General features: G+C 72.0%; 10 protein-coding genes and 1 pseudogene. 7 read left to right on the top strand and 4 right to left on the bottom strand.

Annotated elements, in window-relative coordinates:
- Positions 1-301: 301 nt before the first annotated feature.
- From VF697_RS30960 to VF697_RS30950, 3 genes are all read left to right on the top strand, one after another.
- Positions 302-754: a hypothetical protein gene (locus tag VF697_RS30960; protein ID WP_331100574.1), complete on the top strand. Its 453-nt coding sequence runs from the start codon at positions 302-304 to the stop codon at positions 752-754.
- A 123-nt stretch (positions 755-877) separates the two neighbouring features.
- Complete coding sequence (gene priA, locus VF697_RS30955; RefSeq protein ID WP_331100572.1) at positions 878-3,121, top strand: replication restart helicase PriA; 2,244 nt, start codon at positions 878-880, stop codon at positions 3,119-3,121.
- Between the two features lie 18 nt (positions 3,122-3,139).
- A complete protein-coding gene (locus VF697_RS30950) occupies positions 3,140-7,741 on the top strand; it encodes a hypothetical protein (protein ID WP_331100571.1) in 4,602 nt (1,533 codons plus the stop codon).
- Positions 7,742-7,771: 30 nt separating this feature from the next.
- On the opposite strand, the gene VF697_RS30945 is transcribed toward VF697_RS30950, so the two are convergent.
- Complete coding sequence (locus tag VF697_RS30945) at positions 7,772-8,512, bottom strand: hypothetical protein (protein ID WP_331100570.1); 741 nt, start codon at positions 8,510-8,512, stop codon at positions 7,772-7,774.
- Between the two features lie 254 nt (positions 8,513-8,766).
- Here VF697_RS30945 and def point away from each other — a divergent pair, with 254 nt between their 5' ends.
- Complete coding sequence (gene def, locus VF697_RS30940; protein WP_331100569.1) at positions 8,767-9,288, top strand: peptide deformylase; 522 nt, start codon at positions 8,767-8,769, stop codon at positions 9,286-9,288.
- On the opposite strand, the gene nth is transcribed toward def, so the two are convergent.
- Complete coding sequence (gene nth, locus VF697_RS30935; protein WP_331100576.1) at positions 9,254-9,955, bottom strand: endonuclease III; 702 nt, start codon at positions 9,953-9,955, stop codon at positions 9,254-9,256. The genes def and nth overlap by 35 nt on opposite strands.
- Positions 9,956-10,000: 45 nt before the next feature.
- Between nth and VF697_RS30930 the strand changes: the two genes are divergently transcribed.
- Together VF697_RS30930 and VF697_RS30925 are read left to right on the top strand one after the other, a co-directional pair.
- Entirely contained in the window at positions 10,001-10,153 is a 153-nt protein-coding gene (locus tag VF697_RS30930; RefSeq protein ID WP_331100578.1) for a beta-eliminating lyase-related protein, read from the top strand.
- 30 nt (positions 10,154-10,183) lie between these two features.
- A complete protein-coding gene (locus VF697_RS30925; protein WP_331100567.1) occupies positions 10,184-11,209 on the top strand; it encodes a M23 family metallopeptidase in 1,026 nt (341 codons plus the stop codon).
- Positions 11,210-11,239: 30 nt separating this feature from the next.
- Here VF697_RS30925 and VF697_RS30920 read toward each other — a convergent pair whose 3' ends face one another.
- On the bottom strand, positions 11,240-11,509 hold the full coding sequence (locus VF697_RS30920) for an HU family DNA-binding protein (protein ID WP_108073827.1): 270 nt from the start codon (positions 11,507-11,509) through the stop codon (positions 11,240-11,242).
- Positions 11,510-12,033: 524 nt separating this feature from the next.
- Here VF697_RS30920 and VF697_RS30915 point away from each other — a divergent pair.
- The gene (locus VF697_RS30915; protein ID WP_331100561.1) at positions 12,034-13,281 is read left to right on the top strand and encodes a hypothetical protein; all 1,248 of its coding nucleotides are present in this window, start codon (positions 12,034-12,036) and stop codon (positions 13,279-13,281) included.
- On the opposite strand, the pseudogene VF697_RS30910 reads toward VF697_RS30915, so the two are convergent.
- A pseudogene (locus VF697_RS30910) lies at positions 13,230-13,891 on the bottom strand (alpha/beta hydrolase); the annotation flags it as partial. The gene VF697_RS30915 and the pseudogene VF697_RS30910 sit on opposite strands and share 52 nt — an antisense overlap.

Below are 13,891 nucleotides of genomic sequence, written 5' to 3'. Positions count from 1 at the left end.
CAGTTCGAGGCCTTCCTTCGTGAGGTATACAGTCGGCCTGACATGCTCAAGAGGTTTCCCCGTGGCTTCTGAGCCCGCAGCCTCCCCACACTTCTTCGTGATGGAATCCGGCGTTCCCTGTTCTCGTTACGATGCCGATGTCGACAAGGTCGAGCCTGCGAACCGGGGAGACGCCGCCCGCTGCCCGAAGTGTGACCGTTTCATCGGGATGAAGCCCTGGCTTCCTCCCTACCGTACCAGGTTGGTGCTGTACGGCGAGGAACTCGGGGATTTCATCAAGGCCGGTGGAGATGATCTCTTGATGTCCGAACGCTTCGCCCAGGCCTTCCGCGACGAGGGACTGACGGGACTGGAGGGCTTTCACCCGGTGGAGGTGGTGCGGGTGCGCAGGAAGCGGCGAGGCCTCGTGGCTTTCCACATCCCCCGGTACTTCGTCGCCACGGTCTGCTTCGGCCGCGCTGCGGTGGACGTGTCACGCAGCTTCATCACCTACGGCGATCCTCCCACCTGCGAGGAGTGCCGCTCCGAGGGCATCAATGCCATCCACGGCTTCTCTCTGGAGGAGGGTACCTGGCAGGGGGAAGACGTCTTCAATCCCCGGGGGCTGTTCGGCATCTGGACCGTCTCCGAGCGCTTCGAGCGCTTCGTGGCGCGGCACGGCTTCACCAACATGCGGCTGACGCCCAGCGAGGAGTACGTGTGGGATCCGCTCGGACGCGGGCCCGCGACTCCCCCCAAGCCGGTTTCCGCCTGAAACGTTTTCTGGCCTCCAGCACCCGCAGTGCGCTCCCGGACAGCGCACACCCGTCCACCGGGTGCGTTTCGGGTCGGAAACTACCGGTGTCAGGGGGCGCCGCTACAGTGGTTCCCAGTCGCCGTGAGCCCCTCGAACCTCGCCTCCGTTGCCGTCGGCCGTCCTGTCCGGGGCGAGTACACCTATGTCGTCCCCGATGGCCTCTCCGGACGGCTGTCGCCGGGCCAGCGCATCCTCGTGCCCTTCGGGCGCAGCATGTCGCTCGGCTTCTTCCTCGGGCCCGCCACGCCTCCTCCCGAGGGCGAGAGCGTCAAGCTCAAGCCCATCATGAAGGTGCTGGAGGACTCGCCGTCGCTCCCGCCGGACCTCATCGCGCTGCTGCGCTTCGCTGCCGAGCACTACCGCTACCCGCTCGGCGAGGTCATCAAGAGCGCGCTGCCTCCCGGGCTCACCAAGACCGAGGTGGAGAAGGAGGCGAAGCCGGACGTGCAGGAGTTCGCCGTGGCGCTCGTCCCGGAGGCGCCCGCCGTCCTCCGCCGCGCCCCCGCGCAGTCCGCCGCGCTGGCCTATCTCCTCGCGGTGGGGGGCCGAGCCCCCATCGAGGAGGTGGCCCACGCCATCCCCGGCGCCCGGGAGACGCTGCGCAAGCTGGTGGAGCGGGGCTTCGTCCGCATCGAGGAGGAGATCATCGCCCCGGGCGTGAAGGAGGGGCTCGCCCAGGGTCGTCCCGACAAGCTCACCCCCGAACAGGCCGCCGCCGTCCTGCAGCTCCAGGCAGCGGTCGACACCGGCGGCTTCCAGCCCTTCCTCCTCCACGGCGTCACCGGTAGCGGCAAGACCGAGGTGTACCTGCGTGCCGTGGAGCGCGCGCTCGAGCGGGGCCAGGGCAGCCTCGTGCTGGTGCCGGAGATCGCCCTCACGCCGCAGCTCGTGGGCCGCTTCCGCAGCCGCTTCGGCGCGGACGTGGCCCTGCTGCACTCGGCCCTCAAGGACCGCGAGCGCCTCTACCACTGGCAGGCCCTGCGCAAGGGCACGGTGCGCATCGCCGTGGGCGTGCGCTCGGCGGTGTTCGCTCCCGTGGCCAACCTCGGCCTCGTCGTGGTGGACGAGGAGCATGACCCCTCCTTCAAGCAGGAGGACAAGCTGCGCTACCAGGCCCGGGATCTCGCCGTGGTGCGGGCGAAGCAGGCGGGCGCCGTGGTGGTGCTCGGCTCGGCCACGCCCTCGCTGGAGACGCTGGAGAACGCGCGCCGCGGGCGCTACCGCAAGCTGGAGCTGAAGAACCGCGTGGACGACCGGCCCATGCCCCGCATCGAGCTGGTGGACCTGCGCCAGGAGCGCCCCCGCGAGCCGCTCGTGCAGGAGGAGGCCCCCATCCTCTCGCCGCCGCTGCTCGACGCCATGGCGGAGACCATCGGGCGCGGGCAGCAGGTCATCCTCTTCCTCAACCGCCGCGGCCACAGCACCTTCCTCATCTGCGAGGTGTGCGGCACCTCGGTGAAGTGCTCCGACTGCGACGTGTGCCTCACCTACCACCGCTCGCAGAACCGGCTGGTGTGCCACTACTGCGGCGTGGCCCACCCCGTGCCCGAGCACTGCCGCGAGTGCACCGGCCCGCTCCTCAAGATGGGCATCGGCACCGAGCGCGTGGAGGCCGAGGTCGCCGAGCGGATTCCCCAGGCCCGCGTGGCCCGGTTGGATAGGGACTCGGCCACCAGCGCCGAGCGCCTCACGGAGATGCTCGCCTCCTTCGCCCGCCGGGAGCTCGACGTGCTGGTGGGCACGCAGATGGTGGCCAAGGGGCACGACTTCCCCGGCGTCACCCTGGTGTGCGTGGTGATGGCGGACACCTCGCTGGCCATCCCGGACTTCCGCGCCGCCGAGCGCACCTTCCACCTCCTCACCCAGGTGGCCGGCCGGGCCGGGCGAGGCAAGGACCCGGGGCGCGTGCTGGTGCAGACGTACAACCCGGAGGCGGATCCGGTGAAGCGCGTGCTCGCCCACGACTTCGACGGCTTCGCCCAGCGGGAGCTGGAGCGGCGCAAGGTGCTCGCCTGGCCGCCCTACACCCGACTGGCGGCGGTGCGGCTCGAGGGCGAGCACCCGGAGCAGACCGCCAGCGTGGCCCGGCACCTCGGGGACTTCATCTCCCGCAACATGCCCCCCGCCTCCTGGGGCGTGCGCCTCCTGGGGCCGGCCGTGGCCCCCATCTCCCGCATCCGCGGGCGCACCCGGTGGCAGTTGCTCCTCAAGGCGCCCAGCCACGCGGCGCTCGCCCCGCTGCTTGCCCGCCTGGAGGCGAAGCTGGTCGACATTCCCAACGCCGTGCGCGTCACGATCGACGTGGATCCGGCGGCCATGCTGTAGACTCCCGCCCGAGTTCCAATGGCCGACTCGGTCCTTCTCGTCCACGACGACATCTCCACCATCGCCACCGTGCGCCGACTGCTCGCGCGCGAGGGCTATGAGGTCATCCTCGCCACCTCCGTGGCGGACGCCCTCATTGCGTTCGGTCACCACCTGCCCGCGCTCATCGTCCTGGCGCCCGCGGTGGAGAGCGAGCGCGGCCACCTCGTGCTGGAGGAGCTCGGGCTGCACCCGGACATGCGGCTCGCGCGCGTGCTGCTGCTCGGCGAGCCCATTCGCGGCAGCGCCGCCCCGGTGGCGCCCCTTCCCCTGGACGGTGCCAGCTTCGTGGCGCAGGTGGCGGCTCTCATCAACTCCCCCGCGGGCCCGGAGGCCTGGTTCGCGGTGCCGGAGGACGAGACTCCTTCCCCGGAGGTGGCGCCGGCCCCGGTGGTCGCCGGGCCGCCCGGCCTCGTCCACAAGTCCTCCGCGCCGGGCCGCAACGCCGCGCTGGAGAGCGCCCTCTTCGATGACCTGCCGAAGCTGGAGCCCCAGGCCCCCGGGGCCCCCTCGTCCCTCGACGCGGAGGACCTGTTCTCGCAGACGGAGCAGGCGGTGGTGTCCACGCCTTCGCCCGCGATGGAGGCCCTCATCGAGCGCTCCGGGCCCAAGGTGTCGGGGCTGACCGAGCCCGACCCGGGGGCCGAGGCGGAGTCGCTCTTCGGACAGACGGAGGAGGCGGTGGTCGGCTCGAGCGCGACCGCGCCGGTGTCCGCGCCTGGGCCCGGCGAGGACGAATTGCAGCGCATGGAGCAGGAGGTGCGCCTGGAGGCCGCCGCCCGCCGGCGCCGCAAGCAGGAGGAGGTCTCGGAGTCGGCCTCGTCGGCGGGGCTCTTCGCGCGGGCTCCCGCGATGGGCTCGGGGCTTCCCACCATCACGGCCGCGCTGGAGCCCGTCGTGGCCCCGGTGTCCGAGGACGTCGCGCCCCTGGCCCCGCTGCCTCCCATGAAGGTGGTGGACGTCGAGGCGGAGGCCCGCGCGGAGGCCGAGCGTCTCGCGCAGCTCGAGATTGAAGCGGCCCTGGAGCGCGAGCGGGCAACGGCCGTCGAGCCAGTGGTCGCGCCAGCCCCCGTGCGGCCCGTGGTGGCGGATGCGCCCGCCGGGTTGATGCGGAAGGCCGGGTCCCGACTCGCGGAGGATGGCTTCTTCGACGTGGAGTCGACGCCGACGTCACGGACGAGGGCCCTCGCTCCGGAGGCGGAGCTCCAGCCCGTGCGGCACCTGGAAGGCGCCGCGGATCTGGAGCCCGTGCCCGAGGATGCGCCCCTGCCGGCGGAGGACGAAGCGTCGGAGGGTTGGGAGGAGCCGCAGCAGGAGAGTGTGGGCGCGGGGTGGTTCGACTCCACGCCCGAGGAGAAGCCCCAGAGCGGCCCGGTGAAGGCCGAGCCGGCGGCGGCACGGGCGGACGAGGAGCCCGAGGCCTCGCCTGATGCGTCGGGCGTGCCGGAGATCACGGAGAAGTTCCCGATCCGCCCCCCGCCAGGAGCGCCGGAGCCGGCGGCGCGGACGGAGGCCCTCTCGGAAGAGGACTTCGTGGTCCTGGAGTCGCGCCTGCTGCGGGCCGAGCGGCGGCTCTCCGAGGTCCTGTCCGAGCGGGATGGCGCGGTGGCGCGTCGGCGCGATGCGGAGCGCAAGGTCGAGGAGCTCGAGACGCTCCTGACGGAGCTCCGGGCCTCGCTGGAGCGGCAGGCGGACGCGCCGAAGGCCCGGGAGGAGTCGCTGCGGCGCGAGTCCGAGGAGGCTCGGGCGCGGCTGGAGTCGCTCCAGCGCGACATGGAGGCGGCGCGCGCGAGTGAGGCGTCCCTCAAGGCCGAGCTGGAGCGCCTGAAGCAGGAGGCGTGGGCTCGGGAGGAGTCGCTGCGGCGCGAGGCCGACGCGGAGCGCAACCGGCTCACCACGCTCGCGGAGGAGCGGGGGCTGGAGGCCTCGCTGCGGCTCGAGGTGGAGCGGCAGCTCGAGGCGGCGCGGGCGCGGGAAGCGGAGCTCGAGCAGGCGCGCACGCAGGAGGTACAGCGGCGCCAGGCGGTGGAGGCCGAGGCGGCCGCGGTGCGTGAGCAGCAGCCGCAACAGCAGGAGCAGGTGACGCGGCTGCGCGAGCAGGTGGAGTCGCTCCAGCGGCAGCTCTCCGAGGCCACCTCCACCTCCCAGGAGACTCAGTCCCGGCTCGAGGCCCAGTCCCGAGAGGCCGCGCAACTCCAGGAGCAGCTCGCCGGCTGGAAGACGCGGGCCGAGGAGCAGGCGCGGCAGCGCGCGCAGGCCGAGCAGCGGGGCCTCGCCGAGGAGACGGCCCGGGCCGGGGCGGAAGCGCGGGTGGAGGCGGAGAAGGCGGCCCGTGCGGAGGCCGAGTCGCGGGCCGAAGCGGAGACGAAGGCTCGCAAGGAGTGGGAAGCGCGGGCGCACGGGGAGGCGAAGGCGCGCAAGGACGTGACGGCGCGCGCCGAGAAGGAGGCACAGGCCCGGGCGGAAGCGGAGGCGAGGGCCGAAGCGGAGCACCAGGCGCGAGGCAAGGCCGAGGCCCGTGCGGAGGCCGAGAAGAAGGCGCGGGCCGAGGTGGAGGCCCGTGCGCGCTCCAACGCGGATGCGCGCGTGCAGGAGGAGATGAAGGCGCGCACCGAGGCGGAAGCACGAGCCGAGGCAGCGGAGCAGGCGCGCACCGAGGCGGAAGCGCGCGCTGAGGCGGCGGAGCAGGCGCGCACCGAGGCGGAAGCGCGCGTCGAGGCAGAGGCCCGTGCGCGCACCGAGGCGGAAGCGCGAGCCGAGGCAGCGGAGCAAGCCCGGACCGAGGCGGAGGCGCTTGCCTCGGCCGCGGAGAAGGCCCGTGCCGAGGCGGAAGCGCGTGCCGAGAGCGCGGCGCAGGCGAGCGCCGAGGCGAGCGAGCAGGCCGAGGCGCTGGAGCGCGCCCGGGTCGACGCGGAGACGCGAGCCGCGACCTCGGAGCGGTTGCGCGTCGAGGCGGAGGCACGGGTCGCGAGCGCGGAGAAGTCACGGGCCGCGTCGGACGGGCAGGCCGAGGAGTTGGAGCGTGCGCGCGTCGACGCGGAGACGCGGGCGATGACGGCGGAGCGGTTGCGCGTGGAGCTGGAGCTGCGCGTCGAGGCGTTGGCGAAGGCGCGCGCCGCCGCGCAGGCCCGCATCGAAGCGGAGACCCAGGCCCGCGAGGAGCTGTCTCGCGTCCGCTCGGAGTTGGAGAAGCGGGTTTCCCGGCTGGAGGAGTCGGTGGCGCGCCAGGAGGCCGAGGCTCGCGAGGCCCGCGCGGAGGCGGAGCGGCTGGGGCAGACGCTGGCGCAGGAGCGCGAGGAGCGGGAGTTCCTCTCCCAGGAAGTGGAGCGGCTGGAGGCAACCCGCGCCCACGCCGAGGCGGAGCTGGCCGAGCGCCTCGCCCTTGCCGAGCAGGCCCGGCGCGAGGCCGAGGAGAAGGCGCTCCGTCAGGCCGAGGAGACGGTGGCGAAGGTGCGCGCCGAGACGGACATGGTCGTCGCGAAGGCCCGCGCCGAGGCGGACGAGATGGCGGCCCGGGCGAAGGCGGCGCTCATCTCCATCCAGATCCCCGGTCGGTTCGAGGTGGACGTCCCGCGCAGTGGCAGCGTCAACCAGGAGGGGCTCTCGCGGCTCATCACCCGCCTGCAGGAGGCGCGTGCTGGAGTGCGCCTCGAGCTCAAGGTGGCCGGCGCCCTGCGCATCCTCTGGTTGAAGGACGGCGCGCTGGTGGGGGCGGTCTCCTCCGCCTCGGACGAGTCGCTCGTGGACCGCGCGCGGAGTGATGGGCTCATCGACGCGCGCCAGGAGAACGAGCTGCGCCTGGTCCGCGGTGCCTCGACGGGGACGCTCATCGACGCCATGCGGGGCCGGGGCTACGTGCGCGAGAACGAGGTCGTCCCGCTCGTGCAGCGCTACACCGAGCAGGTGGCCCTGGACGCGCTCGCGGAGCCTTCCTCGCTGTACCGGCTCTCCGAGGAGCCGCCGCCGCACGAGGTGGCGCTCGCGGCGTCCACCCGGCCCCTGCTGCACCTGCTGGCCGAGGCCCTGCGCAACGGCGTCTCCACCGAGTCCTTCCTGGAGGCCGCCGGAGGTCTGCGCGCCGGGGTGGCCCGCGGCGAGCCGGTGCCCACGCCGGAGGACTTCGGGCTCTCCTCGCGCGAGCTCCGGCTCCTCGAGGAGGTCGACGGGGAGCAGACGCTCGAGCAGCTGCTGCTTGGCGCGGGGCTGCCGCAGGACACGGCCCTCAAGGTGTTCGCGGTCGCGCGGGCCCTGGGCCTCATCACCCTGCGGGCCGCCACCGAGGCCTCCGAGGAGGAGGCGCCGGGCGAGCTGGACGTGCGCCGGCTCGAGGCCAAGTTCGAGGAGATCCAGGACGCGGACTACTTCACGGTGCTCGGGCTGGCGCGTGGAGCGGGCAGCGAGGAGGTGAAGCGCGCGCATGCGCTGCTCACCACCGAGTTCCACCCGCTGCGCTTCGCGGGGCACCCGGATCCGGCGCTCCAGCACCGCGCGCAGCAGATCTCCACCGCCCTGGCCGAGGCGGCCCGGGCGCTCGCGGATGATCGGCTGCGCGAGGAGTACGCCCGCAGCCTGCTCGACTGAGCGGAGGCCGTGGGGCGCCGGTCCGCCGGACTAGTCGGGCGAGACCTTGAAGGGGTTGGACTGGGCGACGAGCTCATCGCCCATCCGCACCGTGAGGACCACATTCGCTCCGGGCTTGTCGATGACGACCTGCTCCGAGCGCACGCCGTCGCGGAAGGGGTTGCTCAGGTTCGGGCGGAGGCGGCCCTTGTTGGCGGTGAGCTGCACCTGGCCCGCGAAGAGCGTTGCCTCGGGGCCCTCGGCCCGGAGGGTGACGACGAAGGGGACGCCGCGGATCTGATCCGGGATGGGGTCCATGCGCAGGCCCGTGACGAGCAGCCGCCGGCCTTCGTCTCCCGTTCCTTCTGTTCCTCCCGTGCCATCCGTTCCACCACCCGGGCCGCTCCGGGGTGTCAGGGCCGGGGGGGGCGGGAGGACGGTGAGGCCCACCGCGCCGACAGCCTCGTGTCCATCTCCCAGCTCGAGCCGGACATCCTGGTGCCCCGCCGACAGGGTCGCGGGCAGGGTGGCCACCAGCGAGCCGTCGTGCTCCATCCGCTCGATGCGCGCCTCCTGGTCACCAATCCTCAGCGTCGGCGTCAGCAGCGTCGCCGTCTTGTTGCCGTAGTCGACTCTCGCCAGCGGGGGCGCATCCAGCCTGACGGTGATGGTCGCCGCCTCACCGCTCACCACCTCCTCGGGCTCGATGGAGACGATGCTCGGCGCGGGCGATGCGCCGATCTCACAGGCGCACAGCAGCAGGGTGGACAGCAAGGCGGTCTTCCGGAGCACGGGCAATTCCTCCTGAGCCGGACAACCGGAGAATCCGGATTGGCCCAGTGTGCCTTGCCGCACGGCGAGTGGAAAGCCATTCAACGCCTTTTTTGCCCGGCAGACGCCCGAGCGGCCTCTTCTGCTCTGAAATTTGCACTTCAAACCGGATCCGCGAGCCTGGCGGCGAGGCGCCTGTCGTCTGGCGGTGGACCGGGCGGACGGGGTGCCAAGGCGGGTTGCCCGACCGCTGCCACGGAGTTAAGAGGGGCGCCATGGTTCGCGAGATCCTCATCTGGCCCGATCCCATCCTGAAGCAGAAGGCGAAGCCGGTAGCACGGGTGGACGACACCCTGCGCACGCTGATCAAGGACATGTTCGAGACCATGTACGCCGCCGACGGCGTGGGGCTCGCCGCGCCGCAGGTGGGGGTGCTGCAACGCGTCATCGTCCTGGACACCCGGCCGCGCCAGCCCGAGTCCCAGCCGCTGGCGATGATCAACCCGGAGATCATCGCGCTGGAGGGGAAGACGACCTACACGGAGGGGTGCCTGTCCATCCCCGGTGAGGCCGAGGACGTGGACCGCGCGGCGGTGGTGACGGTGAAGTTCCTCGACCCCGAGGGCCGCGAGCAGACGCTCACGTGCGACGGGCTCTTGGCGATCGCCGTGCAGCACGAGACGGACCACCTCAATGGTACCGTCTTCGTGGACCACGTCTCCACGCTCAAGCGCGAGCTCATCCGCAAGCGGATGAAGCGCGTCAAGACGACTCGCGAGGAGCGGCTGTCGGTCTAGCCGGCACGCCCTTCTTCGGACAGAGGTCCGCCACGGGGCAGCGCTCGCACGCGGGCGCTCGCGCGAAGCAGATCCTCCGTCCGTGCCAGACCAGGAGCTGGTGGCCCTTGGCCCACCGCTCCGACGGCAGGAGGGCCCGCATGTCCTCCTCCACCTTGTCCGGATCCTCGTGGCGGGTGAAGCCCAGCCGCCAGGCCAGACGCTTGACGTGGGTGTCCACGGGGAAGGCGTCATCGCCGCCCAGGTGGATGCACACCACGCCAGCCGTCTTGTGGCCCACGCCGGGCAGCTTCTCCAGCAGGGCTCGGGAGCGGGGCACCTCGCCGCCGTGCTCGGCCACCAACGCCTGGGCCGCCGCCACGATGCTCTTCGCCTTGGCGCGGTACAGGCCGCACGACTGGATGAATGGCTCCACCTCGGACGCACTCGCCTGGGCGTACGTGTGCGCGTCGGGGAAGCGCTGGAAGAGGGCGGGGGTCACCAGGTTCACCCGCTTGTCCGTACACTGCGCGGAGAGGATGACCGCCACCAGCAGCTCCAGCGGGGTGCCGTAGTCCAGCTCGATGCGCACGTCCGGCATGGCCCGTTCCAGCCGGTCCATCACCTCCGCCGCCCGCTTCCGCTTCGACTCTATCGTCTCGCGTGCCACCTGGCCGCTGTATGACAGACCGACCTCGGGCGTAAAGAAGTTTCCACTACCTCTCAGGACAGCATGAAGCCCATCGACTTCCGCTCCGATACCGTCACGAAGCCCACCCCCGGCATGCGTCGCGCCATGGCCGAGGTGGGGGACGACATCTACGACGTGTCCGCGGCGGACCTCGACCAGGCGCTGGCGCGCATCCGCCGGGCGCTGGCTGGCTGATTTCCCGAGGGCTGCTAGACTGGCGGCGCCTTGCGTCGTCTCGCCGCCCTCATGCTGCTCCTCCTGTCGGCGTGTGCCCTTCCGCGCACGCGTCAGAAGATGAGCTTCGACGAGCTGTACGCCCACTCCGCGCGGCCCCCGGCCGATGCGTCGGAGAAGGGTTCGTCCCAAAAGGGGTCCGCCCCGGCGCGGCCCTCGGCGCCGAAGAAGTTCGTACCGAAGGTGATGGCTCCGGACTCACCGGTGCTGCGGGCCGCGATGACGTCCTTCACCTCGCTGGCCCGCTCCACGCGTGCGCAGGTGGTGCAGGGCAGTCCCATGCCAGCGGAGCAGGTGGACAACTGGCGGAAGATGAACGCCGCCCTGGACGCCTTCCTCCGAGCGCCCGCGCTCAAGACGTCCTCGCTGGACGTGGTGCGCGCCCGGGTGTCGCTGGAGGCCGAGCTGGAGGAGGACGCGCGCACCTACGGGGACATCCCCTCTGACCTGGCCGACGCGGTGCTCTCCCGGATGCAGCTGCTCGAGGTGCGCATGGCCGAGCTGCGCCGCCTGCAGCTCAAGCCGAAGCGTCCCCACTTCACCTGGCCGGTGGAGCCGGCCATCGTCACCAGTGTCTTCGGCAGCCGGTGGCACCCCGTCCTCGGCGAGGAGCGGGACCATCAGGGGCTGGACCTCGCGGCGAAGGCGGGCCAGCTCGTCTCGGCCGCGGCGGGGGGCGTGGTGGTGCGGGCCGGATGGAATGGTGGCCATGGCAACCAGGTCGTCATCCAGCACGACGGGAACATCACCACCCGCTACAGCCACCTGTCGCGCGTGCTGGTGATGCCGGGCGATGTGCTGGAGCAGGGCGACGTGGTGGGCGCGGCCGGCAAGACGGGCCTGGCCACGGGCGTGCACCTGCACTTCGAGCTGTGGCGTGAAGGCGAGCCGAGCGATCCGCTCGACGAGCTGGGCCCCACCGAGTCCGGCGAGGAGCCCACCTTCGCGCGGCAGGGCGCTTCCCCGGGCGCTGGAAAGCGCGAGGGGCGCCGTCCGGCTGGACGACGCCCCCCGTAGAGGTCGGAGCGCGCTCGCGGGCTCCAGGGACTACAGCGAGTTCTTCAGCTCCTTGGCGGGCCGGAAGCCGATCGTCTTCGAGGCCTTGAGCTTCATCATCTCGTTGGTCTGCGGGTTGCGGATCTTCCGCGCCTTGCGAGAGCGGACCGACCAGGTGCCGAAGCCGGGGTAGCTGAAGCGCTGGTCCTTCTTCACCGCCTTGCCGATGTTGGCGAAGACGATGTCGAGAATCTCCGCCGCCGACTTCTTCGTCAGCCGCGACTGCGCCGCCACCACCTCCACGAGCTCTGCCTTGGTCATCCGCTCCTCCGAACCGCGTTGAATTGCGAAAGCCGGTGGGTGGTAACAAATCGCTCTTTTGTCTGTCAATGCTGGCAACGGCTGCGAGGCCGGAAGATCGGCCTGCGCGCGAGACGCGAGGAAATTGACGGCTCGCGGGGCTCCTCTAGAGAGGAGAGTGTGTCCGGAGCACGCGCCCGCATGCCGTGAAAGTGAGGGCCACGGCGTGTGGATGTGATCGATTGAAAGGGTTTTCCTTTGTCATTTCGATCATTTGCGAGGCGTTCGCTGATCCTGGCGGGCACGGATGCCTGACAGGTAATAGTGTGTACGATCGAATGCTCCGCTGCCTGCTCCTGATCGCCTGCCTGATCCTCCCGGCCTGCTGCCGTACCCCGGGGTCGCAGATCCCCGCCGTGGCTCCCGCCCCGCCCGCCGAGGTGTGGGGGGAGGGCGCGCTCCGAGCGGAGGGAGACGGCTCCCGGGCGCGACCCTTCGCCACGCTGAGGCAGGCGCTGATCCACGCGGGGGCAGGAGGCTCGCCCGTGCGGATCCACCTGACGCCGGGGCGCTACCCGGGGCCCTTCGTCCTCCCGGCCGGACTGGAGCTGGTGGGGGAGGGGGAGGGCGCCGTGCTGCACGGGGAGGGGGAGGGCCCGGTGGTGCGGGCGCCGGAGGGGGCCACCTTGAAGGGTCTGGGCGTCCAGGGGGGGAGCTGGGGGCTGGAGGCGGCCGGGCCGGTGCGGCTGGAGTCGGTGCGGTTCAGCGGGCAGCGCGCCGGGGCGGTGCGGATGGAGGTGGGGCGCCTCACGGTGGTGGGGAGCGGGTTCGAGGCGGGCGGGCCCGAGGCGGTGGGGCTGCTGCTGGCGGGGGGCGTGCGCGCGGAGGTGCGCGAGGGCCGCTTCACCGGCGCCTACAAGCGGGGGGTGGAGGCGCGAGGCGCGGAGGTGGCGCTGGAGGGCGTGCGCTTCGACGGGCCCGGGACGGCGCTCTACCAGGTGGAGGGGCAGGTGCGGGTGCTGCGCTCGGCGGTGGCGGGTGGGCGCGAGCCGGGGCTCTCCGTCCAGCGAGGCTCGCTGCGACTCGAGGATGTCACCGTCACCGGGCACGAGTTCGGCCTCCAGTCCGTGGAGGCCACGCTGGAGACACGGGGCTTCACCTCGGTGCGCGCGACGCGAGCGGGCCTGGCGCTCATCGGCTCGCGGGGGCGGCTGGAGGACACGGTGGTGCTGGGCAGTGGCAGCTACGGAGGGCTGCTGCTGGTGGGCTCGGACCTGGAGCTGCGCGGGGTGCGGGTGGATGGGGCGGATGCGTATGGCATCGCGGTCACGCGCGGGAAGCTCCGGTTGCGGCGGGCCGTCATCACCCACCTGACGACGCGGGAGAAGGACTCGGGGGACGGGCTGCACCTGCGCGACGCGGAGGTGGAGGCGGAGGACGTGGTGGTGCGCGACGTGGCGGGCGTGGGCGTGCTGGGGGCGCAGGGCTCGCGAGTGGTGCTGCGCAATGTGTCCCTGGAAGGGTGCAAGGAAGCCGGGGTGCAGGCGGAGACGCTGGGGCACGTGACGGCCGTGGGCCTGGAGGTGCGAGGCTCGGGCGGGCCCGCGCTGATGGCGCTGGATGACGGCGTGCTGCGCGTGGAGGCGCTCACGGTGCGCGACAACGCGGCGGGGCTCGTATGGGCCGATTGTCGGGGCGAGACGAAGGTGACCCTGGGCCGCGTGACGGAGCTGGGCCCGACTCAGGGCACCCTGGGGCCCGAGGCGAGCTGTGTGGGGAGGGCCGCTCCCTGAGCCTCGCTCCGAGGGAGCATGGCCAGGGGCGTGGCGTGGGCCGCCAGCCAGTCGCGCGCCTCGGGGTAGACCTCGAGGGGCGCGCCCGTGCCGAAGAGCAGGTCGCCGTGCCCATAGTCCATCTTGTCTCCGCGCTCGCAGCCGAAGATGTGGAGCTTCTTGTCCGGGGAGCCGACCAGCTCGTACTGCGCACGGAGGTTCTTCGGAGAGGCCAGCCGGTCCACGCTGCCCCCCATCACCATCACCGGCAGCGAGAGCTTCGCCAGTCCCGCGCGCCAGTCCACGCTCCCGTCGAAGGAGCGGAAGGCATCGTGGTCGATCCAGTCCTGGAACTGGCGGAGCACGTTGCGGCTCATCGACGACATCATGTTCGCGTACACCTTGCGCTGGATGGGCGGGAGGATGTGCTTCGGGTTCACGATGACGTCGGACAGGGGCAGGGTGAGGTAGCCGAGGAAGGGCGCGAGCGTTTGACTCAGCCACTCGTTGCGGAAGCCCCAGGGCCACGAGAGCCGTGAGCCCATGTGGATGAGCCGGCGCAGGAGCGGATCCGGCGGAAAGAAGACGGGCGAGCCCAGCACGAGCAGTCCCGCGAGCTTCGCCCCCGCGG

It is taken from the genome of Archangium sp., from assembly GCF_036388035.1.
Lineage (GTDB): Bacteria > Myxococcota > Myxococcia > Myxococcales > Myxococcaceae > Archangium.
This window is presented reverse-complemented; position numbering and strand designations above follow the sequence as displayed.

Bases quoted from the DNA above. Each gene is read 5' to 3' on its own strand.
- VF697_RS30960 (WP_331100574.1), top strand. From the start codon at position 302: ATGTCCGAACGCTTCGCCCAGGCCTTCCGCGACGAGGGACTGACGGGA.
- VF697_RS30950 (WP_331100571.1), top strand. From the start codon at position 3,140: ATGGCCGACTCGGTCCTTCTCGTCCACGACGACATCTCCACCATCGCC.
- def (WP_331100569.1), top strand. From the start codon at position 8,767: ATGGTTCGCGAGATCCTCATCTGGCCCGATCCCATCCTGAAGCAGAAG.
- VF697_RS30930 (WP_331100578.1), top strand. From the start codon at position 10,001: ATGAAGCCCATCGACTTCCGCTCCGATACCGTCACGAAGCCCACCCCC.
- VF697_RS30920 (WP_108073827.1), bottom strand. From the start codon at position 11,509: ATGACCAAGGCAGAGCTCGTGGAGGTGGTGGCGGCGCAGTCGCGGCTG.